At 60.7% G+C, this 24,919-nt stretch carries 24 protein-coding genes and 4 tRNA genes; 23 read left to right on the top strand and 5 right to left on the bottom strand.

The features are described from left to right. The first annotated feature begins 24 nt into the window (after window positions 1-24). The 6 genes from gltX to ACQKIK_RS01375 all read left to right on the top strand — a co-directional run bounded on the left by gltX (window position 25) and on the right by ACQKIK_RS01375 (window position 2,789). Entirely contained in the window at window positions 25-1,506 is a 1,482-nt protein-coding gene (gene gltX / locus ACQKIK_RS01400) for a glutamate--tRNA ligase (protein WP_499134506.1), read from the top strand. 168 nt (window positions 1,507-1,674) lie between these two features. Continuing rightward, a tRNA-Ala gene (locus ACQKIK_RS01395) sits at window positions 1,675-1,750 on the top strand. Window positions 1,751-1,799: 49 nt separating this feature from the next. Further along, window positions 1,800-1,875 (top strand) — tRNA-Glu (locus ACQKIK_RS01390). Window positions 1,876-1,926: 51 nt separating this feature from the next. Next, a tRNA-Ala gene (locus ACQKIK_RS01385) sits at window positions 1,927-2,002 on the top strand. 46 nt (window positions 2,003-2,048) lie between these two features. Further along, window positions 2,049-2,124 (top strand) — tRNA-Glu (locus tag ACQKIK_RS01380). A 215-nt stretch (window positions 2,125-2,339) separates the two neighbouring features. Then, window positions 2,340-2,789 carry an acyl-CoA thioesterase gene (locus ACQKIK_RS01375; protein WP_463287566.1) on the top strand — a complete coding sequence of 150 codons (450 nt, stop codon included), beginning with the start codon at window positions 2,340-2,342 and terminating at the stop codon, window positions 2,787-2,789. A 12-nt stretch (window positions 2,790-2,801) separates the two neighbouring features. On the opposite strand, the gene ACQKIK_RS01370 is transcribed toward ACQKIK_RS01375, so the two are convergent. Continuing rightward, window positions 2,802-3,080: a hypothetical protein gene (locus tag ACQKIK_RS01370; protein WP_045428593.1), complete on the bottom strand. Its 279-nt coding sequence runs from the start codon at window positions 3,078-3,080 to the stop codon at window positions 2,802-2,804. Between the two features lie 396 nt (window positions 3,081-3,476). Here ACQKIK_RS01370 and dinB point away from each other — a divergent pair, with 396 nt between their 5' ends. The 17 genes from dinB to ACQKIK_RS01285 all read left to right on the top strand — a co-directional run bounded on the left by dinB (window position 3,477) and on the right by ACQKIK_RS01285 (window position 21,679). Further along, the gene (dinB, locus tag ACQKIK_RS01365) at window positions 3,477-4,532 is read left to right on the top strand and encodes a DNA polymerase IV (RefSeq protein ID WP_045428591.1); all 1,056 of its coding nucleotides are present in this window, start codon (window positions 3,477-3,479) and stop codon (window positions 4,530-4,532) included. 336 nt (window positions 4,533-4,868) lie between these two features. Further along, on the top strand, window positions 4,869-5,789 hold the full coding sequence (locus ACQKIK_RS01360; RefSeq protein ID WP_499134505.1) for an MSHA biogenesis protein MshI: 921 nt from the start codon (window positions 4,869-4,871) through the stop codon (window positions 5,787-5,789). Then, window positions 5,789-6,394, top strand: coding sequence for a PilN domain-containing protein (locus tag ACQKIK_RS01355; protein WP_499134503.1), 606 nt, complete (start codon window positions 5,789-5,791; stop codon window positions 6,392-6,394). The genes ACQKIK_RS01360 and ACQKIK_RS01355 overlap by 1 nt, the downstream gene beginning before the upstream one ends. Next, window positions 6,387-7,052 carry a type II secretion system protein M gene (locus ACQKIK_RS01350; RefSeq protein WP_499134502.1) on the top strand — a complete coding sequence of 222 codons (666 nt, stop codon included), beginning with the start codon at window positions 6,387-6,389 and terminating at the stop codon, window positions 7,050-7,052. The genes ACQKIK_RS01355 and ACQKIK_RS01350 overlap by 8 nt, the downstream gene beginning before the upstream one ends. Next, entirely contained in the window at window positions 7,045-7,377 is a 333-nt protein-coding gene (locus ACQKIK_RS01345) for a Type II secretory pathway component (RefSeq protein WP_499134501.1), read from the top strand. The genes ACQKIK_RS01350 and ACQKIK_RS01345 overlap by 8 nt, the downstream gene beginning before the upstream one ends. Continuing rightward, window positions 7,374-8,972: a pilus (MSHA type) biogenesis protein MshL gene (gene mshL / locus ACQKIK_RS01340; protein ID WP_046161867.1), complete on the top strand. Its 1,599-nt coding sequence runs from the start codon at window positions 7,374-7,376 to the stop codon at window positions 8,970-8,972. Before ACQKIK_RS01345 ends, mshL begins: the two co-directional genes overlap by 4 nt. A gap of 8 nt (window positions 8,973-8,980) precedes the next feature. Then, window positions 8,981-9,913, top strand: a complete 933-nt coding sequence (locus ACQKIK_RS01335; RefSeq protein WP_499134500.1) for an ExeA family protein — start codon at window positions 8,981-8,983, stop codon at window positions 9,911-9,913. Then, the gene (locus tag ACQKIK_RS01330) at window positions 9,910-11,316 is read left to right on the top strand and encodes a tetratricopeptide repeat protein (protein ID WP_499134497.1); all 1,407 of its coding nucleotides are present in this window, start codon (window positions 9,910-9,912) and stop codon (window positions 11,314-11,316) included. Before ACQKIK_RS01335 ends, ACQKIK_RS01330 begins: the two co-directional genes overlap by 4 nt. Next, window positions 11,313-13,037, top strand: a complete 1,725-nt coding sequence (locus tag ACQKIK_RS01325; protein WP_499134496.1) for a GspE/PulE family protein — start codon at window positions 11,313-11,315, stop codon at window positions 13,035-13,037. The genes ACQKIK_RS01330 and ACQKIK_RS01325 overlap by 4 nt, the downstream gene beginning before the upstream one ends. Before the next feature lie 331 nt (window positions 13,038-13,368). Next, on the top strand, window positions 13,369-14,607 hold the full coding sequence (locus ACQKIK_RS01320) for a type II secretion system F family protein (protein WP_499134495.1): 1,239 nt from the start codon (window positions 13,369-13,371) through the stop codon (window positions 14,605-14,607). A 107-nt stretch (window positions 14,608-14,714) separates the two neighbouring features. Then, window positions 14,715-15,239 carry a prepilin-type N-terminal cleavage/methylation domain-containing protein gene (locus ACQKIK_RS01315; RefSeq protein ID WP_499134494.1) on the top strand — a complete coding sequence of 175 codons (525 nt, stop codon included), beginning with the start codon at window positions 14,715-14,717 and terminating at the stop codon, window positions 15,237-15,239. A 20-nt stretch (window positions 15,240-15,259) separates the two neighbouring features. Then, complete coding sequence (locus tag ACQKIK_RS01310) at window positions 15,260-15,727, top strand: type IV pilin protein (RefSeq protein WP_499134492.1); 468 nt, start codon at window positions 15,260-15,262, stop codon at window positions 15,725-15,727. Between the two features lie 73 nt (window positions 15,728-15,800). Further along, a complete protein-coding gene (locus ACQKIK_RS01305; protein ID WP_499134491.1) occupies window positions 15,801-16,334 on the top strand; it encodes a pilus assembly FimT family protein in 534 nt (177 codons plus the stop codon). Between the two features lie 244 nt (window positions 16,335-16,578). After that, window positions 16,579-17,010 (top strand): prepilin-type N-terminal cleavage/methylation domain-containing protein, encoded by a 432-nt coding sequence (locus ACQKIK_RS01300; RefSeq protein ID WP_499134489.1) that lies wholly within the window; start codon window positions 16,579-16,581, stop codon window positions 17,008-17,010. Next, entirely contained in the window at window positions 17,001-17,897 is an 897-nt protein-coding gene (locus ACQKIK_RS01295; RefSeq protein ID WP_499134488.1) for a prepilin-type N-terminal cleavage/methylation domain-containing protein, read from the top strand. Before ACQKIK_RS01300 ends, ACQKIK_RS01295 begins: the two co-directional genes overlap by 10 nt. Window positions 17,898-17,946: 49 nt before the next feature. Next, window positions 17,947-18,303 carry a pilus assembly protein MshP gene (locus ACQKIK_RS01290; protein WP_499134487.1) on the top strand — a complete coding sequence of 119 codons (357 nt, stop codon included), beginning with the start codon at window positions 17,947-17,949 and terminating at the stop codon, window positions 18,301-18,303. A gap of 1 nt (window position 18,304) precedes the next feature. Beyond that, a complete protein-coding gene (locus ACQKIK_RS01285; RefSeq protein ID WP_499134486.1) occupies window positions 18,305-21,679 on the top strand; it encodes a DUF6701 domain-containing protein in 3,375 nt (1,124 codons plus the stop codon). 386 nt (window positions 21,680-22,065) lie between these two features. On the opposite strand, the gene ACQKIK_RS01280 is transcribed toward ACQKIK_RS01285, so the two are convergent. The 4 genes from ACQKIK_RS01280 to ACQKIK_RS01265 form a co-directional block, all read right to left on the bottom strand. Continuing rightward, window positions 22,066-22,467: an META domain-containing protein gene (locus tag ACQKIK_RS01280; protein ID WP_499134485.1), complete on the bottom strand. Its 402-nt coding sequence runs from the start codon at window positions 22,465-22,467 to the stop codon at window positions 22,066-22,068. Beyond that, window positions 22,464-22,901, bottom strand: coding sequence for a hypothetical protein (locus tag ACQKIK_RS01275; RefSeq protein ID WP_499134483.1), 438 nt, complete (start codon window positions 22,899-22,901; stop codon window positions 22,464-22,466). Before ACQKIK_RS01275 ends, ACQKIK_RS01280 begins: the two co-directional genes overlap by 4 nt. Before the next feature lie 398 nt (window positions 22,902-23,299). Further along, complete coding sequence (locus ACQKIK_RS01270) at window positions 23,300-24,097, bottom strand: dienelactone hydrolase family protein (protein WP_499134481.1); 798 nt, start codon at window positions 24,095-24,097, stop codon at window positions 23,300-23,302. A 222-nt stretch (window positions 24,098-24,319) separates the two neighbouring features. After that, the gene (locus ACQKIK_RS01265; RefSeq protein WP_045428556.1) at window positions 24,320-24,916 is read right to left on the bottom strand and encodes a cytochrome c3 family protein; all 597 of its coding nucleotides are present in this window, start codon (window positions 24,914-24,916) and stop codon (window positions 24,320-24,322) included. Between the last annotated feature and the right edge of the window lie 3 nt (window positions 24,917-24,919).

The following is a 24,919-nucleotide window of genomic DNA, read 5'->3' as shown; positions in this document are numbered from 1 at the left end:
CCTGTGCCTTGATTCGAGAACATCATGACCACCGTTCGCACCCGTATCGCACCATCCCCTACCGGCGATCCGCATGTCGGCACCGCGTATATCGCGCTGTTCAATCTCTGCTTCGCACGCCAGCACGGCGGCCAGTTCATCCTGCGCATTGAGGACACCGACCAGTTGCGCTCCACGCGCGAGTCGGAACAGCAGATCTATGACGCGCTGCGTTGGTTGGGCATCGAGTGGGACGAAGGCCCGGACGTGGGCGGTCCACACGGTCCGTATCGGCAGAGCGAGCGCGGCGAGATCTACAAGAAGTATTCGGACGAGTTGGTCGCCAAGGGACATGCGTTCCCGTGCTTCTGCAGTGCCGAGCGCCTGGATCAGGTGCGTGCCGAGCAGATGGCCAACAAGGAAACGCCGCGCTACGACGGGCATTGCATGCACATCCCGGCCGAAACCGCGCAGCAGCGCATTGCGGCGGGCGAGTCGCACGTGATCCGCATGAAGGTGCCAAGCGAGGGCATATGCCAGGTCAACGACATGCTCCGCGGCACGGTCGAAATCAGCTGGGATCGCATGGACATGCAGGTACTGATGAAGGCTGATGGCCTGCCGACCTACTTCCTGGCCAATGTCGTCGACGACCATCTGATGGGCATCACCCATGTGCTGCGCGGCGAGGAATGGCTGCCGTCGGCGCCAAAGCTGATCAAACTCTACGAATATTTCGGTTGGGAACAGCCACAGCTCTGCTACATGCCACTGCTGCGCAACCCGGACAAGAGCAAGCTTTCCAAGCGCAAGAATCCCACTTCGGTGACCTTCTACGAGCGCATGGGTTTTATGCCCGAGGCGATGCTCAACTACCTGGGCCGCATGGGCTGGTCGATGCCGGACGAGCGCGAGAAATTCACGCTCGCGGAAATGATCGAACACTTCGACATCAATCGCGTCTCGCTGGGTGGACCGATCTTCGATGTCGAAAAGCTGTCCTGGCTCAACGGCCAGTGGCTGCGCGAGCTACCAGTCGAGCAGTTCGCAGCCGAGGTGCAGAGATGGGCGTTCAACCCCGAGTACATGATGAAGATCGCGCCCCACGTGCAGCAGCGCGTCGAGATCTTCAGCCAGATCGCGCCATTGGCTGGCTTCTTCTTTTCCGGCGCGCTGAACCTTGATCCAGCATTGTTCGAGCACAAGAAGCTCGATGCCACTCAGGTCCGTCAGGTATTGCAGCTGACGCTGTGGAAGCTGGAAGCCTTGCGACAGTGGGACAAGGAACGCATCACCGAATGCATCCAGGCGGTTGGGGCGCATCTCGAATTGAAGCTGCGCGATGTCATGCCCTTGATGTTCGCCTCGATCACCGGCCAGGCCAGCTCCGTGTCGGTGCTCGACGCCATGGAGATCATCGGGCCCGACCTGACCCGCTTCCGTCTGCGCCAGGCGTTGGAGCTGTTGGGCGGCGCTTCGAAGAAAGAAGTGAAAGAGTGGGAAAAGCTCTTCGCCGCGATGGCTTGATCCGCGATGGCTTCTCGGGACGCGGTTGGCGCCGTCCCGCAGCCGTCCAGCGTTTGCCACTCGTCGCCGGTAAGTATTTGTTCTGATGCCAAAAAATCTTCGGGGTCAGGCAAAAATATCGTTGACACTCCGAGAGGCCGCACCTAATATGCGCCCCGTCCTCGAGATGGGGCTATAGCTCAGCTGGGAGAGCGCTTGCATGGCATGCAAGAGGTCGACGGTTCGATCCCGTCTAGCTCCACCAATCTCGATTGCCACACCGGTTCACGCCGGTTGCCTTTGAAGGGCTTTGCGTCCCCTTCGTCTAGTGGCCTAGGACACCGCCCTTTCACGGCGGTAACAGGGGTTCGAGTCCCCTAGGGGACGCCATTATTCAAAATCGCAACGCGAGAGCGGGGCGAGTCGAGAGACATTAAATCCGGGGCTATAGCTCAGCTGGGAGAGCGCTTGCATGGCATGCAAGAGGTCGACGGTTCGATCCCGTCTAGCTCCACCAATCCACGACAGGTCGTGGCGGTTACGGTCTGTTCATCGAAGGTTTCGTCCCCTTCGTCTAGTGGCCTAGGACACCGCCCTTTCACGGCGGTAACAGGGGTTCGAGTCCCCTAGGGGACGCCATTTTTTTTGCCCGTTTTGGGCATCAAAGGGTCATTTCTAACGAAATGACCCTTTTTGTTTTGCCCGCAATTTGAGCGCCGTCATCAGGGCGACATGGTCTGGCATGCTGAATGGTGGGCCATAGATGCGGCCCGCATGCGTGACAATCGGGCGGCGGGTGGCTTCCAATAGGCGATTCGGCCGCATCTGCGGCGCACTGCACAGCGAGGGTACGCATGATCTGGGACCAGGCTGACTCATTCGTCATCGATATTGACGTGCAATCCGAGCATATCGACGAGCTCGGCCACGCAAACAATGCGGTTTATGTGACTTGGCTGGAAACTTGCGCCTGGCAGCATTCGCAGTATCTGGGGCTTGGGCTGGGCGACTACCGCAGGCTTGATCGAGCGATGGCGGTACTGCGACACGAAATCGACTACTTGGCTGCTGCGTATCAGGGCGATCAATTGCAGCTCGGCACTTGGATCGTGGACTCCGATCAGCGACTGAAGATGAAACGTAATTTCCAGCTGATCCGGCCGGCGGACGGGGTGACGCTGCTACGCGCGCAAACCACCTTCGTCTGCATTCAGTTGTCTACCGGCAAGCCCAAGCGCATGCCGGGCGAGTTTGTCGAGGGGTATGGCAAGGCGCTGGTGCAGCCTTATCCCCTCGAACTCTGACCCCATTTGTGATCAGCGCTGTTCCGGCTTGCTGACGTCTGCCTCGCGGCGCTCCTCGGCATCGCCGCGCCAGTCGTCTTGCACCTCGTTTTCCATCTTCTGCTTGAGGGTCTTAGGGTCATTATTGATGTTCGCCGTATTGGCGCGCTGGTGGTTTTCATTCATTGCGCTGCCCTGGGCGGTGCTTGACAAGCCAAGGTCTTCGTCGTCCTGCATGGCTTCCTGATTGGCCATTGCTCCAGTCGCAAGCAGGCTGGTGAAAAGGGCAGTGGCAATACTCAAGGTCTTCATCGGTAATCCTCCGGGTAGCTTGGAAGTGTTTGCTGCTCTACCTCTTAAATTCCGACTCGGTGGCCCGGGAATTGTTCGTGGGAAGCCGCATTGGCCCAGGCTTGCAAGCGTTAGCGCGGCCTCTAGCACCGCGCTTTCGTTCGTTTTACCTCTGGTCGGTTTGCCGCCCGAATGGTTCGTTCGGTTGAGTAAATGCAGCGAATTTCCAGGTAGGCGCCGGTTCCAAGAGGTTCCGGAAAAGTGACTGCCTCGAGTCGTCGGCTCGCTTATCCACTCATCCTCGCAATATCCTCGGGGCGACCCGGATCGGCCATAATGTCGCGCGGCCCGCTTCGCTCTTGATGGAGTTGTTCAAGGGAAGCGGCGGTTTAGTCCAGTCACGAGTTTCTTACCGTTATCCCGTCCAGAAAAATCATCCATGTCGATTGCGATTGCTTCTATGCCGCGATCGAGATGCGCGACGATCCCAGTCTTGCCAACCGGCCCATTGCGGTTGGTGGCTTGGCTGATCGACGTGGCGTTATTGCCACCTGCAACTACGAAGCTCGCGCATACGGCGTGCGCTCCGCGATGGCCTCCGGTCATGCGCTGAAGCTCTGCCCGGATCTGCTGATCGTGCGGCCGCGGATGGATGCCTATAAGGAGGCTTCACGCGAAATCCACGGGATTTTCCGAACCTACACCGATCTGATCGAACCCTTGTCGCTCGACGAGGCTTTTCTCGATGTGAGTGGCTGCGAGCATTTTGCCGGCAGCGCCACGCGCATTGCACAGGACATCCGTCGGCGAGTCTGGCAGCAGCTGCGCATCACGGTTTCAGCAGGCGTTGCGCCTAACAAGTTTCTGGCAAAGATCGCCAGCGACTGGAACAAGCCGGATGGTCTGTTCGTGATCACCCCGGATCAGGTGGATGATTTCGTACTCGCTCTGCCGGTCACCAAACTCCATGGTGTCGGCCGGGTGACGGCGGAGAAGCTGAAGCGCATGGGTATTCACACCTGCGCTGATCTGCGCAGCTGGAGGCGCCTTGATCTGGTTCGGGACTTCGGCTCGTTCGGTGAGCGACTGTGGGGGCTGGCGCATGGCGTCGACGAGCGCCTGGTTCAGGTCGAGAGCCGGCGCCAGTCGGTCAGTGTCGAGAACACCTACGAGCGCGACTTGCCAGACCTTGCCGCCTGCCTTGAGCGACTTCCGGAGTTGCTCGAGCAGCTCGCCGGCAGGATGGCGCGACTCGATAACGGCTACCGGCCCGGCAAGCCTTTCGTGAAGTTGAAGTTCCATGACTTCACCCAGACGACCCTCGAACAGTCCGGCGCTGGGCTTGAGCTTGAAGACTATTCCGACCTCCTGGCGGGCGCCTTTGCCCGTGGCAAGCGACCGGTGCGGTTGATTGGCGTCGGGGTTCGTTTGATCGACCTGCGAAGCGGCTTTGAGCAGTTGCGGTTGTTCTGATCGCCGTCCGTTGGTCATCCGTCAATGTCCATCCTGCTTTTTGGTACGTCTGTTGCTTCAGCTGTTGCGGCGTGGCCAAAGCTGCCACTTTTCCGGCGCGGGTTGTTCAGACGCGCACTGGCGACGAGTGGCCTAACTGAAGGGCAGCAGTGGCCGATACGGTTGAAGGTTTTTGACGCCTCATCGTGAAGAGCAGAGGTGTCGGTGATTGGACTAGATAACGCTTTTTGTTAGGCTTCCTATATAGATGGCAATCTGATATCAGATTAGGTGCGTGTGTTCCGTCTCGTGTTTTAGAGTTGTGCAGGTCGCGAAGCGGCAGGAGTGCCTTCCCTGATGGGGCTATTTTTCAAACGTCGCAAAGCCACCGCAATGGGGTTACTGGGTCTTGAGTTCGGGCCGCAAGGCGTCGCACTCGCGCAGGTTCAGCGTGCTGACGGCGAGACACCACAGTTGCTGCGTTGCGACTACCTTGAGGGTCAGCCGGAGGCGCAAGCTGAATTGCTCAAGCAAGCCGTTGCCGAGCATGGCCTGAACGGTATGTCGGTCAATCTCCTGCTGCACCCTTCGGCTTATCAGATGTTCCTGCTTGAAGCGCCAGAGGTACCGGCTGAAGAGCTGCGTGACGCCATGCGCTGGCGCGTCAAGGACTTGCTCAGCGAGCCGCTTGAGGACGTTGTCATCGATTGCTTTAGCCTTCCGGAGGACGCTTATCGTGGCCGCACGCGCATGGTCTATTGCGTGGTGCTGAAAAAGTCCCGGATGACTGAGTTTCGCTCACTCGTCCAGCATGCCGGCCTGACCCTGGCAAGCATCGACATCACTGAAATGTCCTTTCGCAACCTCGGGCTGCTGGCCGGTGCCGATGCCATCAATTTGGCGCTGTTGCGCCTACGTACCAGCGAAGGTTTGATCTGTGTACAGAACGGTGCCGATCTGTATATGGCACGGCGTATCGAACACGGTCTGGCGCGTGCCGAGCAGGATCTGTCCAGCATGACCCTGGAGATCCAGCGCTCGCTCGACTACTACGAAAGTCAGTTGGGTAAAGGCTATATCAGCCGCCTGTTGCTGTTGCCGATGAAACAAGACGGTGAGCGGACCCATCAGGCGCTGGCGGCCGGGCTGGCTGTCAATCTGCAACGGCTGGATCTGCGTGAGCTGTTCCCGGGGCAGCCGGCCGGTGACCTCGCCGAATCGAGCCAGGCCTTCTGTATCGGCGCTGTCGGTGCCGCCCTGCGTCAGGATGCTTGCTGATGCAGAACATCAACCTCTATCAACGCGAACGCCGTAGCGGCGGTGGACCACGCCCCAGGCAGATGCAGTTGGGCGCCGCGCTGGTTATCGCAGTGCTGACGATCCATGGCGCATGGCAGGGTTGGAAGCTGCATACCGCCGGCCAAGCTGCCGTACTCGCCGAACAACAGGCCGGGCAGGCAGAGGCCAGGCTAGACGTGGTCAAGGCTGATTTTCGCGAGCCGACGCTCGACCCGCGGCTTCCGCTGCAGTTGGCCGAGCGCGAAGCCGAGAACCGCGAGCTGCAACGACTCGCCGACCACCTCAAAACGCTGGATGCGCAGCGCAGCAGCGGCTTCTCGGGGTTGCTGCAGGGCTTGGCTGATCGCCACCCACCGCAAGGGCTCTGGCTGACCCGGATCCGCCTGCAGGCGGGCGGGGATGAAATGGCATTGCAGGGGCTGACGCAGGATCAGGAACTCCTCCCACTTTATCTGCAGAGCTTGGGTCAGAGCAGCGCGTTCAGCGGACGCGAGTTCGCCCGTTTCGATCTTCAGCGCGACGACAGCGATCTGCTGCAGTTCCGCTTGTCCTCCCAGGCCGTGACGGAGCCGGACGATGAATAAGCTCATCCAACACTGGCAGGGGCTGGCGCCGCGCGAGCAATGGCTGACCTTCGGGGTGGGGCTGTCGCTGCTGATCATGCTCTACGTGTTGTTGATCGCCGAGCCGCTGGGCCTGCGCATTGCCGCCGAAACCAGTCGGCAACAGGCTGCGCACACCCGTCTTCTTGCGGCTGAGAGCAGCCTGCTGGAAATTCAGGCCAAGCTTGCGGCCGATCCGAACCTGAGCTACCGGCAGGCACTGGCGGCTGCACAGGTCAGCCATAACGAGCTGCTGCAACGTATCGATCTGGAAACCAGCACGCTGGTATCGCCGACCCGGATGAAGGGGCTGCTGCAGGATCTGTTGCGTAACCAGACCCAGCTCAAACTGGTCGCCCTTGAAAGTTCGAGCGGGCCGCTCGCGGTGCCCGCTGCGGCAACGGCTGAGGGCAAGGAGCAAAAGACGCCACCGGTGGTGTTCTATCGCCATGGCCTGCGTCTGACCCTCGAAGGTGGCTATTTCGATCTACTGGCCTATCTCAACGCCGTCCAGGGGAGTGGCTGGCGTTTGCATTGGGACAGCCTGAACTACGAAGTCGGTGAGGAGGGCGCTGGCCGGGCTCGCGTCACCCTCGACTTGCATACCTTGAGTCGCGATGCGGGGTGGGTCGGTGTTTAGAACTGCAGTCAAACTTCTCTGCCTGGCTTCGCTGTTTGCCGCCGCGCCTGTCGTCGCGCTGGATCCCACGCAACCGCCAGCCGGGCGGGTGGCTGGTGATGCGCCGGTAGACGCGGCTGCAAGCTTGCACCTGCAGGCGATCCTGCGTGGCCCCGGGCGTGCCAGCGCCGTGATCAACGGAAACAGCCTGCAGGTCGGAGACCGCGTGGGAGATGTTCGCATCCTTGCAATTCACCGGCACGCCGTCCTCATTGATCGCCAAGGTCAGCAGCAAGAACTGCACCTCAGCGCCCCCATCATTCAAACGAGCCGTACCCAGCCATGATGCCGACCCAGATGTCTCGCTTCGGCGTGTTGAGCCTGATCTGCCTGCTTTCTGCCTGTCAGACCTTCGAAGACGGCGATCAACGTCTGTACGAGCAGAGCAACCGCCTGTTCGAGGAAAGCCTGGAACAGAACCAGCTGAAGGTGGTTCCGCCAGTTTCGGTGCAGGCGGGACTGATCCCACCTTTGGCTGCTGACAAGCTCGTCGTCTCGGGGCCTCGTTTCGACGTGGCCGTCAGCGACATGCCGGCCCGCGAGTTTTTCCTCAGCCTGATGAACAGCGCCGGGGAAAATCTGCTGGTGCACCCCGGCGTGACCGGCAACGTAACCTTCAGTCTGCGTAACGTCACCCTCGAAGAAACCCTGGCGGCGGTCCGGGATAGCTACGGCTATGACTACCAGCGTACCGCCTACGGCTATCAGATCCAGCCGAATGAGGCGATTACCCGCACCTACGATCTCGACTATCTGAACGTCCAGCGCCAGGGTATGACCGACACCCGCGTAAGCTCGGGTCAGGTCACCAGCAGCGATAGCACCGGCGTCGGCGCGGCAGGCACCACGACCAGCAGTACCTCCTCGACGGTGAATGCCAGCCAGTTGCTGACCACCAGCAACGTGGACTTCTGGAGCGAAGTGCGAGCCGTGATCGAGATGATGATCGGCGGCGAAGAAGGCAATCAGGTCGTCGTGAATCCGCAAAGCGGATTGCTTGTGGTGCGAGCCTCCAGCGCGGATCAGCAGGCTGTAGAGCGCTTTCTGATCCTGGCGCAGCGCAACCTGCAACGTCAGGTCATCCTCGAAACCAAGATCCTCGAAGTGAATCTGTCCGATGGCTTTCAGTCCGGTATCAACTGGGCTCAGCTCGGCAGCATGGGCAATGCCGATTTCAGCCTCGGCGTGCAGGGCGACGCGCTGAGCGGGCCGAACAGCGTCGGCGGTGTGTTCAGTGCTGCCGTGCAGGTCGGTGATTTCAGCGGCGTGCTGCAACTGCTGGAGACCCAGGGCGAGGTGCGTGTGCTGTCCAGTCCGCGGATTTCGACACTGAACAACCAGAAGGCGGTCATAAAGGTCGGCACGGACGAGTTCTTCGTAACCGATGTTTCGACTACCACGACGTCGCTCGTGGGCGGCACCACTGCACCGGATCTGGACATCACCCTGACCCCGTTCTTCTCCGGCATATCGCTGGATGTCACCCCGCAGATCGATGAGAACGGCCAGGTCACGCTGCACGTGCGCCCGACCGTCAGCCGCGTGCAGGACCAGAACAAGACCATCCAGCTGGGCGGCTCGGACAATGTCTTCAATCTGCCGCTGGCGCTCTCGACTACACGTCAGTCCGATTCCATCGTGCGTGCCCGCAGCGGTCAGGTGGTGGTCATCGGCGGCCTGCTGGAAAACCGCAACACCAATACCGATGCAAACATTCCCTGGGCCTCGAAGCTGCCGATAGTGGGCACGCTGTTTCAGCAACAACGCAAAGCCCTGCTGCAGACCGAGCTGGTGATCCTCATGCGGCCACAAGTGGTGGACGACCAGGTCTGGTTGGATGATCTGCGTAAATCCGCCGAATCCTTCCGGTCGACCAGGTAACCGCCGGTATGTACGAAGCATTTTTCGGCCTGCGCGAGAAGCCATTCGCGCTGACACCGAACACAGGCTTCATGGTTCAGCTGGCGCCGTATCAGGCCTGCCTCAATCTGCTGCGCGTGGCGCTGGGTGAGGGCGAGGGCTTCATCAAGGTCACCGGGGAAGTGGGCACGGGCAAGACACTGCTCTGTCGCGCGCTGCTCAACGAACTGGACGCCGCTCACTACCAGGTCGCCTGGTTGCCGAATCCGACGTTGACGCCAATGGCCTTGCGCCAGGCCCTGGCGCACGAACTGCACATTGCCGAGGCGAGCGAGCTGGACAACCACGGCTTGCTCAACGCCCTCCACGCACGCTTGATCGAGCTGGCCGCGCAGGGCAAGAGCACCATTCTGCTGATCGACGAAGCCCAGGCGTTGCCGACTGCGACGCTGGAAGCCTTGCGTTTGCTGACCAACCTCGAGACCGAACACAACAAGCTGTTGCAGGTGGTGCTGTTCGGTCAGCCGGAACTGGACGCGACCCTGGCCCGTGACGACTTTCGTCAGCTGCGTCAGCGCATCACCTTTTCCTACAGCCTGCGCCCGCTAGATGTGAGCGATGCTACGCGCTACCTGCAGGAACGCCTGGCCGTGGCGGGCTATCGGGGCGAGCCGCTGTTCAAGCCTGCGGCGGTACGTTTGCTGGTGCGAGGCAGTGGCGGAATTCCGAGATTGCTCAACATCCTGGCGAACAAATGCCTGATGGTGGCGTTCGGTGAAGGGGCACGTCAGGTCCTGGCGCGGCATGTGCGCCGGGCGTTGGACGATACCGAAGGTACGAAGCCGTTCTGGCGAAACACCTCACGTCTTTTCGGCTGGAAGATGACCGCTGGGTGCCTGTCGCTGGCACTGATCGCCGGTGCCTGGCCATGGCTGGCGCAACTCACCGAGGTGCTGCCGTGAGCCTGGTCAATGACATGCTGCGGGATCTTGAGGCGCGCCGCGCCGCGCCGGCCGAACGTGAGCAGCTGGGTAGCCTTTATGCCGTGGACGAAGCCGCTTCGAAACGGCGTGAGGGCTATGAGCGCTTGCGTCGCGGGCTGCTGATCGTTGCCGCAATCGGGGTGCTGGCCGTTGCGCTGTTCCTGCTTTCCGGGCGCCTGCAACCGGCCGCGCAGCCCATGGCTGCAGCGCCCGTCGTTGTCCCACCACCGGTCGTAGAAGTTGCGCCGATGCCAGAGCCTGTCGCGCTGACGCGACTGCTGGAGGTGTTGCCACAGAATGATGGTCGGCGTTTCGTCCTGCAGCTGCTACTCGATCAATCCGTCAGCTACCAGCGAATCGATACGAACGGCTCGGTCAGCTTCCGCCTCAGCGATGTGCAGTTCAAGGGCGAGGCCCGCACCGGGCGCATCGAGAAAGAAGGGCAGACGCTGTCCTGGCGCGTCGAGGCGCAGGACGGCGACGTTAATGTGTTGATCATCGGTTTCGGTGATCAGTTGAACGTGGCTGATCGCCTCGAAACGATCGGTGATCGCTCGCAGCTATGGCTGGACGTGTCGTTTGGCAGTGCGGCTGATGCCGACCCGCAATCGGTACCTATGCCGGTTGCCGAGTCGCCGGATATGGACGAGGCGCAATTGCCGGACTGGGTGACCCGTGACGTCGAGCCGGCTGAAACGCTCAACGATCCAGCCCGCACCAAAACGACACTTGAGCCCAAGGCCGTGCCCCGTGCTGCGGTTTCCGCAGAGCCCGTTGTTCCCGCAGGCGCTGGAAATATCACGATCGGTGCGCATCAGCCCGATGCACTGGCGCAGGCCCGCGACGCGCTGAGTCGGGGTGATCACCTATCGGCTATTCGGCAGCTGCAGGCACTGCACCAGGCACAACCGGACAGCGCAGAGATCAGCCGCTGGCTGGCTCGTGCCTACCTCGGCGCGGGCGATACCGCCGCGTTGCTGAAGTGGCTGCCGGCTCAGTTGCAGGCCCGCCCGTTCGATGCCGAGCTGCGTGAGCTGCTCGCGCGCGGCCAGTTGCAACTCGGCGATCAAGGCGCAGCCATCGCGACGTTGCAGCAGAACGCGCCGGCACTGCAGCGCAACACCGCCTATCACGCCTTGCTTGCTGCGCTGTACCAACAGGTCGGCGATTGGTCCGCAAGCGCTGCGACCTACCGTCAGCTAACCGCTATTCAACCAGGGCAGGGCGCATGGCAGCTCGGCCTGGCCATCGCGCTGGAACAACTCGATCAGCCGGCACAGGCCGGTCGGCATTATCGCCAGGCATTGCAAGGGCAGGGCCTGGATGAAAGCGCGCGTCAGTTCGCCACTGAACGTGCCGGTTCCCTCGGAGGGACGCAATGACTCAGGACATCCGCCAGCGCAAGATTCGCCTCGGCGACCTCCTGGTCCAGGCCGGGCTGATCAGTGACGCTCAGTTGCAGCTCGCATTACAGGACCAGAAGCGGACCGGCTCCAAGCTCGGCCGCACGGTACTGGATCTCGGTTTCATCGATGAAGGACGCCTGCTTCGGGCGCTTTCCGAGCAGTTGCAGATCCCCTTCGTCGAGCTCAAACACTACAAGTTCGACAATCAGCTGACTCAGAGTCTGCCCGAGGCAATGGCTCGGCGTTTCCGCGTCATCGTGCTGTCGCGCCAGGCTGAGGGTTTGCTGGTCGGCATGACCGATCCACTCGACCTCTTTGCCCAGGACGAAATGGAGCGGCTGCTGGGCAAACGGGTATTCCCGGCGGTGGTTCGTGAAAGCGAGCTACTGGGCGCGCTCGATCAGCTCTACCGACGCACCAGCGAAATCGCCTCGCTGGCCGGTGAGCTGGAAGGCGAACTGCAAGACAGCGACTTCGACTTGTCGCGCCTCGGCGCTGAGAGCAATAGCGACGCGCCCGTGGTGCGGCTGTTGCAGACGCTGTTCGAAGATGCCGTGCAGATGAAAGCCTCCGACATTCATATCGAACCCGACGAAGGCGTGGTGCGGATCCGTCAGCGTATCGACGGTGTACTCAACGAGCAGGTGATGAAAGAGCATCGCGTTGCTTCGGCGCTGGTCATGCGTTTGAAGATCATGTCCGGCCTGGACATCTCCGAGAAGCGTTTGCCGCAGGATGGTCGCTTCAACATCCGGGTGAAGGGCCGCAACCTCGATGTGCGTGTGTCGACGATGCCGGTGCAGTTCGGCGAATCGGTGGTGATGCGCCTGCTCGACCAGAGCGGGGCGATGTTTCAGCTCGACGGCACCGGCATGCCGGCGGCGATGCTTGAGCGCTTCCGTCGTCTGCTGCAACGGCCCCACGGCATGGTGCTGGTCACCGGGCCGACCGGCTCGGGTAAAACCACCACGCTCTATGCGGGGCTTTCCGAGCTGAACAGCCCGGAGAAGAAGATCATCACCGTGGAAGATCCGGTGGAATACCGCCTGCCGCGGATCAATCAGGTGCAGGTCAATGCCAAGATCGATCTGACCTTTGCGCGCGTGTTGCGAGCTGCACTGCGTCAGGACCCGGACATCGTGCTGGTCGGCGAGATCCGCGATCAGGAAACCGCCGAGATCGGCCTGCGCGCCGCGCTGACCGGTCACCTGGTGCTGTCGACGTTGCACACCAACGACGCCCTGACATCGGCCATGCGCCTGATCGACATGGGCGTGGAGCCCTTCCTCGTCGCCACGGCGCTGAACGCGGTGCTGGCCCAGCGCCTCATTCGTCGCGTCTGTGAAAACTGCCAGGAAGAGCACCAGCCGGATCCGCGTCAGCTGGTCTGGCTTGAAACGCTGCACGGCGGGTCGCTGGCCGACAAGCGTTTCCGTCGCGGCAGCGGCTGCCACCAGTGCCACAACAGTGGTTACAGCGGCCGGATCGGTGTCTACGAGTTGCTCGAACTCGACGAACCGATGATCGCCGCGCTGCGCCGTGGTGATCCGCAAGGCTTCGCCGAAGCCGCGCGCAAGCAACCGCATTACCGGCCGCTGGCCGAATGTGCATTGGATTACGCCATTGCTGGCATCACCAGCGTGGATGAAGTGCTCAAGGTGTGCGCCACCCTGGCGGATGACGAGGTGACGGTGTGAACGCCCGGGCTGCGCCACGCCGCTGCACCGCTACAGTAGGAGCCAGCTTGCTGGCGAGCCATGAGCGCGCTGCGGCTAATCACGTTCGTGAGCACGCTCGCGCCGATGGACGCATGCAAGGCATAGGCGAACCGACCATGACGCACGCGCAACCTGTAGAAGCCAGCTTGCTGGCGATCCATGGGCGCAGGGCGGCGCATTGCGTCGATGCTTGCTGGCATGCGTTGTGCTCGTCATCCCAGGCTGGTGAATGCGTCGGTGTGTATGCACCTCGGGGCGGGCGGTCCGCGCGGAGCGGTGCGCTGCTCGCAAGACTTGGATGGCAAATCTGATGCCTGCCTTCCGCTACACCGGCCGTAATGCCCAAGGCGTCAAAGTTAGCGGGGCGCTCGAGGGTGCCAGCGCCGATTCCGTTGCGGGCGAGTTGTTGTCACGACAGATCACTCCGCTGACCATCGAAGCCCGCGAGAGTCAGGCCGGCAACGGTGATGCATTGGCGGTGCTGCGCGAAAAGCTCCGGCGCAAGCGCGTCGATCTCGATGAGCTGATCATCTTCAGCCGCCAGATGTACAGCCTGAGCAAGGCCGGTGTGCCGATCATCCGCGCTATCGGCGGTCTGGCGGAGTCGAACCGAAACCTGTTCTTTCGGCAGATCCTGCAGGACGTGCGTGCCAGCCTGGAGAGCGGCCAATCCATGGCCGTCGCGCTGAACGCCCACCCCAAAGTATTCAACAACCTGTTCGTCAGTATGGTCAGCGTTGGCGAGAACACCGGCCAGCTCGACCAGGCCTTCAAACAGCTGTCGGCCTACCTCGAGCTGGAGCGCGAAACCCGCAAGCGCATCAAGCAGGCGACTCGTTATCCCATCTTCGTCATGGTCGCCATGGGCGTCGCGCTCGCGGTGATCAACCTGCTGGTGATCCCGGCTTTCGCCAAGGTGTTCGCCCAGTTCCACGCGCAGCTGCCGTGGGCCACCCGCGTGCTGATCGGCACCTCCAACTTCATGCGCGACTACTGGTGGCTGTTGCTGCTGGGCATCGTTGGCGGACTTTACGCCTTCTTCAAATGGATCGAGACCGATGCCGGTCGACTCCAGTGGGACCGCATCAAACTGCGCCTGCCCATTGTCGGCGGCATCTTCGAACGCATCGCCCTGGCGCGCTTCACCCGTACCTTCGCGATGATGTACCGCGCCGGTGTGCCGTTGCTGCAAACCCTCTCGATCAACAGCGCCAGCGTCGGAAATCGACACATCGGCGAGGCAATCCTCGGCATTCGTGAAAGCGTCGAACGCGGCGAAGCCCTGACTCGCTCGGCCCACAACTCTGGCCTGTTCACCCCGCTTGTGCTGCAGATGATGGCCGTCGGCGAAGAAACCGGCGCGCTGGACGACCTGTTCATCGAAGTGGCTGATTTCTACGAACAAGAAGTCGACTACGACCTCAAGCAACTGGCCGATGCCATCGAGCCGATCCTGATCGTCTGCATGGGCGTGATGGTGCTGGTGTTGGCGCTCGGTGTGTTTTTGCCGATGTGGGAACTGGGCAGTGCGGCGCAGGGGAGGGGGTGATGAGCTTCGAACAACTTGATTACAGACGTGATCCGACAGGCACGGCGGTTGCAGAGTGTCCACTCACAGGTAACCAGATGACAGAAAACCGACAGCGGACAAGCGGAATGCAGCGAAACAAGGGCTTTACGATGATTGAGCTGGTTGTGGTCATCGCTATCCTCGGCATCCTTGCCGCAGTGGCGTTGCCACACTTCATCGACTCGGCCAAGGACGCCCACCGCGCCAGCGTGCGCAGCGCAGGCGGTGCGCTGACGTCCGCCGTCTCGCTGTTGCGCGGCCAATACGAACTCAACCGCAACGGCGGCAGCAATGCCTGCCTAGCCGATAACTGCCAGATCAACGTGCAGGGCTACGGCAACGGCGCGATGGACGTAAACGCCAGCGGCTGGCCCATCGGTACGGAACGCAGCGGAACCCCGCTCGCCAGCGCCAGCATGTCCGCCGATGAGTGCCGCAACCTCTGGAGCAACCTGCTACAGGCGTCCTCCCTGAGTCTGACTGGCACCAATCCGGCATTCACCGCCACGGCCAACGGCACCCGCTGCCTGTACACCTACAACCTCGATGGCGGTGACGACGTCATCGAATACAACGCCAATACCGGCGAAGTCTTCGTCAAATTCAACTGAGTCAACAAGGAGCGACAACTATGAAGAAGCAACAGAGCGGTTTCACCATGATCGAGTTGATTATGGTGATTGTTGTTTTGGGGATTTTGGCTGCGTTTGCATTGCCAAAGTTTGTAGATTTGGGAGCGGACGCGCGTGGAGCTACCGTTCAGGCCGCCTATGGCTCGATGAAGTCAGCTTCCGCGATGGCGCACTCTTCTTGGCTCGCTAAGAATGGTTCAACGAACGATATCTCCGTCGAAGGGAAAACGTTTACGTTGGTGAATGGTTATCCGAAGGAGGACGATATTGCTGAGCTATCCGGCCTAAACGTCACTGCAAGTACCGGAGATTTCGTTCTATTGGCAACACAGCCGACGACTGGAGTCGCTTACACTCACAAAGGAGTTTCGGCGGGCAATCAGGCTACATGTGCTGTGACATATACAGCGCCAACAGCTTCGGGTGAAGTTCCTGATATTAAAGCGGTTACGAATAATTGCAATTAATAAGCCTGTAGAGTGGGTGCGCTCGGCCAACTAACCCCCGCATCTTTGATCTACGGGGTTCGCCGGCCTTACGATGCTCTTCCGCAACCCGGCTTTTGCCGGGTTGCCATTAATTCCTAGAGGCGAGATAAATCACTCCTCCGACGCGCTTGAGCAGAAGGGCCGGCTAATGGTTAAACAGCGCGGTTTTACGATCGTCGAGTTAATCATGGTGATCGTGATTCTCGGCATTATCTCCGCCGTGGCCGTACCGCACTTTTTCGACCGCAAGGTCTTCGATGAACGCTTTTATTTCGAGGAAGCGCTCTCGACTGTTCGCTATGGGCAGAAACTGGCTGTGGCGAGTGGTTGCCCGATTGCCTTTCAAATCGATGCTTCTGGATATTCATTGAGTTACAGCGGCGGCGATTGCGGTGTCATGTCTGTCGGAAACGACTACGTTAAGTCGCTGCCGGCTGGCGTTGCTATCACTAAAACACTCGCCATAAGTTTCAATTCTCTCGGCAGCGTAAACGAAGCCTGCCCGAGCGGGCGGTGTATGGCCACGATTGGCAGCCACACCTTCACCGTTCACTCCGCCACCGGTTTTATCGAGGTAGGACGATGACTCGATTCCGGACCGTAGGTTGGTTGAGCCTGCGAAGCGGTACGCTCTGGTCATTGCTTCGATGCGCATTAAACGTCGCCGCCATTTGCCTCCACCACAGCCTACCGGGCTTCAACGTAGGGTGGATGACGCTTCACCCATCCACGAACGTGCCTCATGCCATCGGTCACAATCCGAACCCGCGGTGGAAAACGCTGCGCGGTTTTCCACCCTACGGCCCCGCCACGGGACCGAGGTATCAGCCGTGATTCGACCACAACGAGGCATGACCCTGGTCGAGCTGGTCATCACCATCGTCATCATCGGCATCGCCGCAGCGGCATTGTTTTCCGCTATGGCTAGCATCACCGGACGCTCCGCCGATCCGCTGCTGCGCCAGCAGAGCGTAATGATCGCCGAAAGCTATCTGTCGGCGGCGCTGGCGCTGCCTTACGGTCAGCTGAGCAGCGCGGCGCAATCGGCCGCTGCACCCCGAAATCTTGCCGGCGAACCGGTTACCGAGCTGGTCGGCTACTCGGTCGCACTGACGGTCGATGGTGCTGCCAAGCTGAACGGTGTTGACGCCACCCGCATCGAGGTGACGGTTACCGATCCGCAGAGCCAGTCGTTACAGCTCTTCGGTTGGCGCACTTGCTACGGCGAGTACGACGCTTCGGGGAATTCCCTATGCCCCTGATTCGCCACAATGGTCAGCGAGAGGTGACGTCCGCAGGCGCTGCCTCGGCTCTCTCCCGTCTGGGCTTCGGGCAAGCCGCGGGTAGTAACGATGGGTTCACTTTGGTCGAGCTGATCATGGTGATCGCGCTGGCCGGCGTAGTCGCGGTGATGGTCGGCACGGTTATGTCGCGGCCGTTGCAAGGCTTCGCCGACAGTAGTCAGCGGGCCGAACTGACCGATCGGGCGGCGATAGCGCTCAACCGAATGGCGCGTGACATTCGGCTAGCTGTACCAAACTCCGTCCTTGTAGCCGACACGGGCGATGAAGTCAGGCTAGTCCCGATCGCGGCGGCGGGGCGTTATCGTGCCAATCTGTCGATGCCCGATGGGCCACGTCAGGACCCACCGGCCTGTACGCAGGCATCCGGCCGCTGCTTGATCGATATCCTCAGCCCGATGGAGCTGGCAGATAGCGGGAGCAACAAGCACTGGCTGATCATCTACAACACCGGCGCGCTCGTCGGGCGGCCCGAGCCCATCGATGGAGCGGTTTCGCCGGTTTCACCCAAGGCCTTCACCTGGGAAAACGGCGTGCTTGAGGCGGATCTCTCGGCTTTCCGCTTTGAGTTCGCCTCGCCGCAGCATCGGTTTTTTCTGGCCGACCGGGCCGTCGGCTATCGGTGCCGCAATGGTTCGCTGGTTCGCGCTGAATTCGACGAACTGGCCGCGTCTGATTATTCCGGCGCCGCCACGGTGGTCGATCGTGTCGATTGCGGCCGGAGCCAGTTCAGCTACGAACCTGGCAACAACACACGCAACGGTCTGGTCACACTCAAACTGATGCTGGTTGGCTCTGGCGGAACCGTCACTCTTCTGCAGCAGGTCCAGGTCGATAATGCGCCCTGATTCGTTCTGCCTACATCGGCGCCAAACGGGCTTCGGCCTGGTCGCCGCGATGTTCGTCATTATCGTCATCGCCGGCGCGGTCGCGGCCATGGCGCGGCTGTCCGAAACCCAGAGCGCCACCAGCAGCATGGCGATCCAGCAGGCCCGCGCCTATCAGGCGGCGCGGGCCGGGATTGAGTGGGGGATCCATCGGACGATGGTGGATCTTTCTTGTGAAGACCAGTTCACGCTGGAGGGTTTCAAGGTAGAGGTGAAGTGCGACAAGCCCGCTGCTGCCGTATCGCTGCCCGAGGAAGACCGTAGCCTGCGCTTCATCTTGCTGCAGGCCAGCGCACAGTACGCCTCGCCGGGCAGCCCAGATCATGTATATCGGGAGTTGAGTGCCGTGGTGGAAAAGGATGACTGACATGCGCGAGAGAATGCGCGGCAGCTGGCGGATCCTGGCGAGCCGGGTGCAGGTGAGGGCATCGTCGCTCGCGGTGCTCTGCCTGCTTGCTACTGTCTGTCTGGGCAGCCCAACCGCGTCGGCGGCGCTCTGCTCAAATGTCTTTCCCAAGGATGCGACGCCCAATACCGGCGCTACGCTTGACCTGTCCCTCATGGATCACGATCGTTACAGCACCTTTCCCTCCCTTGGCATGGCGTACAACTCAGCAGGTGATTATTTCTATAATGCCGGCAAGCTGGAAAACGGACAGACAATCTCAGTGACGGTAGGCCGGCCCGTGCGGCTCTTCGTTGACGGCGATCTCAAGCTCGCGCCACATAGTAGGATCAACCCGAACGGTTCCGCGTCCGACCTGCTGATTGTCGTGCGCGGCAATCTGGATATCGATACCGATAACGACATCAATGCCCTGGTGTATGTGACCGGCGATGTCGACGTCAATCCGAATACCAGTATCGAAGGTGCCCTGACAGCTGAAGGCAGCATCGACACCAAGGCCAAGGTCGCCATCACCTACGACGAGATGGGCGCCTCGGCCTTTGCCCGAGGCGACCTTTGCCAGGATTCGGAGAACATTCCTCTCTACCTGCGCTTCGACGAGGCGAGCTGGGGCGTACCGGCAAACACTGGGCGGGGTGCCTTCGACATCCAGGCGCTTGGTGGGGCGACTACCGCCGGAGCTGACCCGGCGCTCGCAACAAACCAGCAGGGGGAAGGGACTTGTCGGTATGGTGCGTTCAATGATGGGCGAGTATCCATCGCGCATGATTCGGCGCTGAACTTCACCGACAAGCTGAGTACCAGCTTCTGGTTGAAGATTGATTCCTTGCCAAAAAAGACCGTTACGCTGGTTGATAAGGGTACGAACTATAAGCTGCAGCTGACTAGCACGGGTACGTTGGTTCTGACCGCCAAAATCGATTATTTGCTAGACGATATCTTTGGGGCGTCGTATCTGGCGGTCGAGTCGGATGCGATTGAACCAGGTGATTGGGTGCACGCTGGGTTTGATCTTGAATTGAAGTCAAAAAGAGAGCGCCTTGTTTGGAGGAATTATATTGAAGGCTCGGTGTGGGTAAAGGATCTTCGTGAGCAAGGAATCTCTGCGGCATTTATCACTGGTCAAGCGTCGGACAACGAGCAGGACGCTAATGTTGGAGGCGAGTCGTTTAGTGGAAAGATTGATGAGTTTCGCCTCGGGCAGCTTATCTGGACGGCAGAGCAGCGTCTCGCACAGCGAGAGGCTGTGCATTGGTGCGGCGGTGTCATCGGAATTGATCACTTCGAGTTCTCCACCAGTGCCTTGGCACATACCTGCAGCCCCCAAACCGTTACGCTCATGGCCTGTACCAACGCAGCCCCCGGGGCCTGCCAGCCCTACCAGGGCGACGTATCGGTCGCGCTCGGAGGAGGTGGCTGGCTCGGCGGCAACCAGCAGACGCTCAGGAACGGAGTCGGGACCCTCCAGCTGCAGGGGCTGCAGCTGCAGATGCCTTTGGTCGTCGAGGCTTCAGAGCCCGATGCCTCTAGATCGACACTTTGCCGGATTGGCGATGCACCGCTTTCTTCCGACTGCCTGCTGCACTTCGCACAGAGCGGTTTCATCTTCGATGTTCCGGATATGCAGGCTGGTCGCGGGCAGTCGGTTGTGCCCATGCGTGCTGTCATCGACGTCGGTGACGAAGGAAGCCCACGCTGTGAGCCGGCGTTCACCGATACTACGCGTGAGGTGCGTTTCTGGAGCAGCTTCGTCACCCCGTCAGTCAACGAGCTGTCGGACAGCTCGAAACCAGTTCAGGTGAATGCCGAATCGGTCGGGCAGAACTTTGCAGAGGCTCGGTCGCTCGCGCTTCTTTTCAATCAGAACGGCGCCACCTCGCTCGACGTGAACTACGCCGAAACCGGCCGGATGCTGCTCAACGCTTACTATCCGGGCAGCGCAGAGGAGGGTGACAGCGGGCCGATGAGCGGCAGCGATGACTTCGTTTCCGCACCGGCGGGGTTCTGCATCGAGCCATCGCAGACCTGCTCGGCCGGAGACAGCAGCTGCGATGTGTTCCGGAAGGTTGGGCAGGTATTTTCAACAACGATCAGACCGGTAGCCTGGCGTGCCGATGGCGAGCTCTGTAAGGCGAGCACGACCAGAAACTATCGACAGGATCAGCTGCAGCTACGCCCGATGGTCCAAGCCCCCTCTCCAGTTATCGGTGGGGTGGCTGGGCGTGTAATCACACCGGTAGACGGGCGCTACGATCATCTGCCATCCGGCTCGCCGGCAAACTGGGATGGAGCTGTTATCCAGGATGTAGCGCTGTCAGAGGTTGGCGTGTTTCGCCTGCGAGTCGAGCCGCCTCCCTATCTCGGCGTGGCAGTGCCAGCCAGCGATTCGGCTCCGATCGGGCGGTTCATCCCTCGTTACCTGAAGGCAACAATCGAGGGCGCGCTGAACGCGGGGTGCGGCGTGTTCAGCTATCAGGATCAGCCAGTCGCCGTGGCTAAGCCGCCTGCGCTGACGATCACCGGCTACGGCGTTGTCGACGGGGTGGAGTACCCCACCGAGAACTACGATTTCGATGGCTTCTGGGGCTTCGCTAGTAGCCCGACCCCGAGTTGGTTAGCGGTTGGCGGGAATCCAGACCTGGCCCCTCGACTGGACCACGGAAAGGGCATCCCCGAGGCGCTGACCTGGCAGTCCATCAAAGACCTCGCTCCCAGCGAGAGCGGGAATAACGACGGTGACGGGCAGCGGACCTATACCTGGGGTGCGGATTGGCTACGCTACGGTCTCGCTACGCAACCGGATGCCGCTGATCATCCATTCCAGGTTCTCCTGCGCTTCACTGTGCAACAGCTGACCGATGGGGATGGTGTATGCAACGGCAGCACTTGCCAGGAAGTCGAGGCGGTGCTGGACCACAGCGAGTTCCGTCTGGGCCGGCTACGCATCGGCAACGGCCATGGCTCGGAGTTGCAGGACCTCAGCCTGCCCTGGGTTATTGAGACCTGGCAGGCCTCGAATATCTTTCTCCCTGAAGGCGGTGATACCTGCAGTGCTTCGGTTTGGGGGAACGCGCAGGCATTCGAACAGGTGGGCAACCTAGCGAGTAAGAGCCTTCAGATCGATGGCGGACAGACGGGGTATGAAGGCAGCCTGGTCATTACCAAGCCAGAAGCCACCGGCGAAGCTCGTATCGGCTTTCCAAATGTGCCGGAATGGCTCTGGTATGACTGGCAGGGCAAGGGGCGGGAGGCGAGTCGGGGGCTGGCCAGTTTCGGGATCTATCATGGCCCGAAGCCATTGATCTTCCGTCGTGAGGTATACCGGGGAATGTGAGTTCCGAAAGCAAAAAGGCCGCTCAATATGAGCGGCCTTTTCGTCTGGGTGTAAAAGAGGGGAATCCCTGGCCTGCCTGTACCAGGGTCCCCAAAACTGGTTTCCTGGGTTATTGCAGAGGGCGTGCCAATTCTGCCAATTCTGGCAGCTATGGCTGCGGTCGCGGCCGGTGACTGCTCAGAACGCAGCCCAAGGCTATCGGTGCGTGGCCTGGACAGCAGCGGCAACGCGGGTTTCAGGGGACTTATCTGTGAATGACTGGAGACGCCCCCGGCGATGCGTTTGATGCCGGCTGCGGGTTGAGGACTAAAAAACTGGCTTAGGACAGAGGCTTTACGCTTGCTCGAAGGGCACACCATAGCTGGCGTGCCCATCTTTGGCGCAGCTCAGTTCTGCTCTGGCCAGACTCTCAGCGGTGCGCCATCTGCGGGCCAGAAGCGCAGCTGATCGATCTTGGAGACGTCCCAACGTTCGATTTGCGAGAGCAGTTCGAGGAAGTGCTGTTCCTGCTTCATGATGTGTTCGGCGCACATCTTGCGCGTGCTGCCGATTTCGCTGAAGCGCAGCTTCTGGCCGTCGAGCTGGTAGCTGGCGAACCAGTGGTTACAACCGGCGTTGCCATAGGCGCGGTCTTCGCTAAAGGTCAGCGAGACAGGGTTACGGCCCACCACGGGCTCGTCACCGATCCATTCGGCGATATAGGTGACTTCGTTCTGCAGGGTTAAGGGTTCAACCGCACATCCCGATACGGACAAGATGGCCAAGCCGGCTAACAGGATCTTCTTCATGACTTTTCCCTCTGGCAGGCAGGGCAGAGGTGTCGGCCGGTGTCGTTCGTCCACCCCAGGTCGGCAATCCTCGCTTCGGCCGCTGGCGCGCGCGCGGCTTCGCCCTTGGCGGTGTCTACGGCGAATTCGAAATCCAGTTGCTTGCCGCAACCGTCGCAGTCGACCTGCCAGTTGATGATCGCCAGTTCCTTGAACACCGGCCCGTTCGCCACGGCCATCCACTGGCCTGGCGGGTTGATCAGGTGGCGAACCTTGTCGACGGTCAGGCGCTGGGAGAGGTCTCGGCTGCCTTTAAGCGTGACGATAAGGACATCGCCTGAGCGAACATTGCCACCGTTGCCGGTGACCTGGTAACGGCCTGGCGCCAAGGCGCGGCATTCGGTCAGGGTGTGTCCGGGGTTGAGCAGGGTATAGCGAAAATCGTGTTCGGCCATGACTCGCGATCGATTCGGAATGGGGGGAGTTGCGGTGGGCCGTAATGCTAGCACGGGAGCCGGGCAGAGGCTGCTTTGGGAGGCGGAACACCGGAAGAAGTAAAAGAAGCCAGCGGCTTGCGCGGGGTGCTTGGATGGCGGTGTTCGCCAGCCGTCACCCCAGCCTCTCCCCAAACGGGAGAGAACGGACCGTTAGATAGCTACGGTTGTTGACGGGTGGGGCCACGAAGGGCGCCCGTCAATGTGGAGCCATCAACGAACCCAAGCCACCAAGCGGTTCCATACGCGGAGCACCAGAACACGCTGCTCATCTAGCGTGTTCATGGCGTCTCGAACATTCCAGACAACGGAAGCATCCAGCCCCTTCGCAATCTTGGCCGGTGCGTCAAGCCATTGGGTTAAGGGCGGCTGCTGTCGAAAGTCTCGTCGAGGAAGCGTTGCATGTCATTCCATGAGCGCTCGTCGGCGGCTTTGTTGTAGGCCACATCGACGCCTTTATCCTGAAACTTGTCAGCTCCGGGATTGGTGAAGCCGTGTTTGGCGCCTGGCAGGTTGACGAATTGATAGTCAGCGCCGGCCTTGACCATTTCGGCGCTGAGTGCGGCGACGTCTTCGGCACTGACCATGCTGTCGGCGCTGCCGTGTTCGACCAGTACGCGCGCTTTGACACTCCCCGGCGCTGCGCGGGTTTCGGTGGCCAAGGCGCCGTGGAAGCTGACAACGCCTTCGAGTGGCACGCCCTGGCGGGCCATGTCCAATACGACCTTGCCGCCGAAGCAGTAGCCAACGGCGGCGAGTTTGGCGCCGTCGGTCTGCTGTTGCTGTTTGAGCAGATCCACACCGGCGTTGAAGCGGGCTTTGGCCGCGTCGGCGTCGGCCAGGGCGGCTTTCATGAAGCTCATCGCGTCCTTCGGATGCTCGGTGTTCTTGCCCTCGCCATACATATCGATTGCCAGGGCGCTGTAACCCAGTCCGGCCAAGTCACGGGCGCGGCTTTTGGCGTAGTCATTGAGGCCCCACCATTCATGGACCACCACGACGCCTGGGCGCTGGCCTTCGATAGCGTCGTCGTAGGCGTAGTAGCCAACCATCTTGGTGCCGTCGGCTGCGGTGTAGGGGATTTCCTGAGTCTGGATCTCAGCGTGAGCGACGGCGCTGGCCGCCATCAGGGCTGCACCGAACAGTTGATAACGCATGGTGGACTCCTTGTTGTCGTTGATATCGAGACGTTCCGATAATTAGCCGGAGTTCGACACAGGCGCAACAGGGTTGTTCAGCGGGTAAAGCGCGGGCAGGAGCCGGAAGCGTTTCGGAGGGGATGTGAATCAAGGCGGTCTGAGTACCTGAGCCCGTCCCTGGGCTCAGGTTCATCGATGATGATTCGGCGCTGCCCTTCAGGATCAGCGCCGCTCTTACAGTTACCAGCCCGGCACGCCGTGCATGTCTGGCAGTCGGTGGGCGATGCCCTTGTGACAGTCAATGCAGGTCGCTTCGCCTTTGCCTAGCGCTTTGGAGTGGAACTCGGCGGCGCGTTTGCTCTGGCGGGTGAAATCCATGAACTCGTAGTTGTGGCAGTTGCGGCACTCCAGCGAGTCATTGGCCTTCAGACGACGCCATTCACGCTCGGCCATTTCCCGGCGCATGCCGAGGAATTTTTCCCGCGTGCTGATGGTGCCGAAGATCTTTCCCCAGACCTCTTTCGAAGCCTGCATCTTGCGCGCGATTTTGTCTGTCCATTCGTGTGGCACGTGGCAATCCGGACAGGTCGCGCGGACGCCGGAGCGATTGGTGTAGTGGATGGTGTCCTTGATCTCCATGTACACGTTGTCTTCCATCTCGTGACAGGAAATGCAGAAGGCTTCGGTATTGGTCGCCTCCAGCGCGGTATTGAACCCGCCCCAGAAGATGATGCCAGCAAGAAACCCCCCGAGCGTCAGGACGCCCAGGCTGTAGTGCACGCTTGGGCGGCGCAGAACGGTCCAGTAGCGCTTGAGGAACGACAGTATCGACTTCATCCA

Source organism: Pseudomonas sp. NPDC047961 (assembly GCF_050272435.1).
Lineage (GTDB): Bacteria > Pseudomonadota > Gammaproteobacteria > Pseudomonadales > Pseudomonadaceae > Stutzerimonas.
Note: the sequence above shows the minus strand (reverse complement) of the source record. Positions and strands in the feature narration are given on the sequence as shown.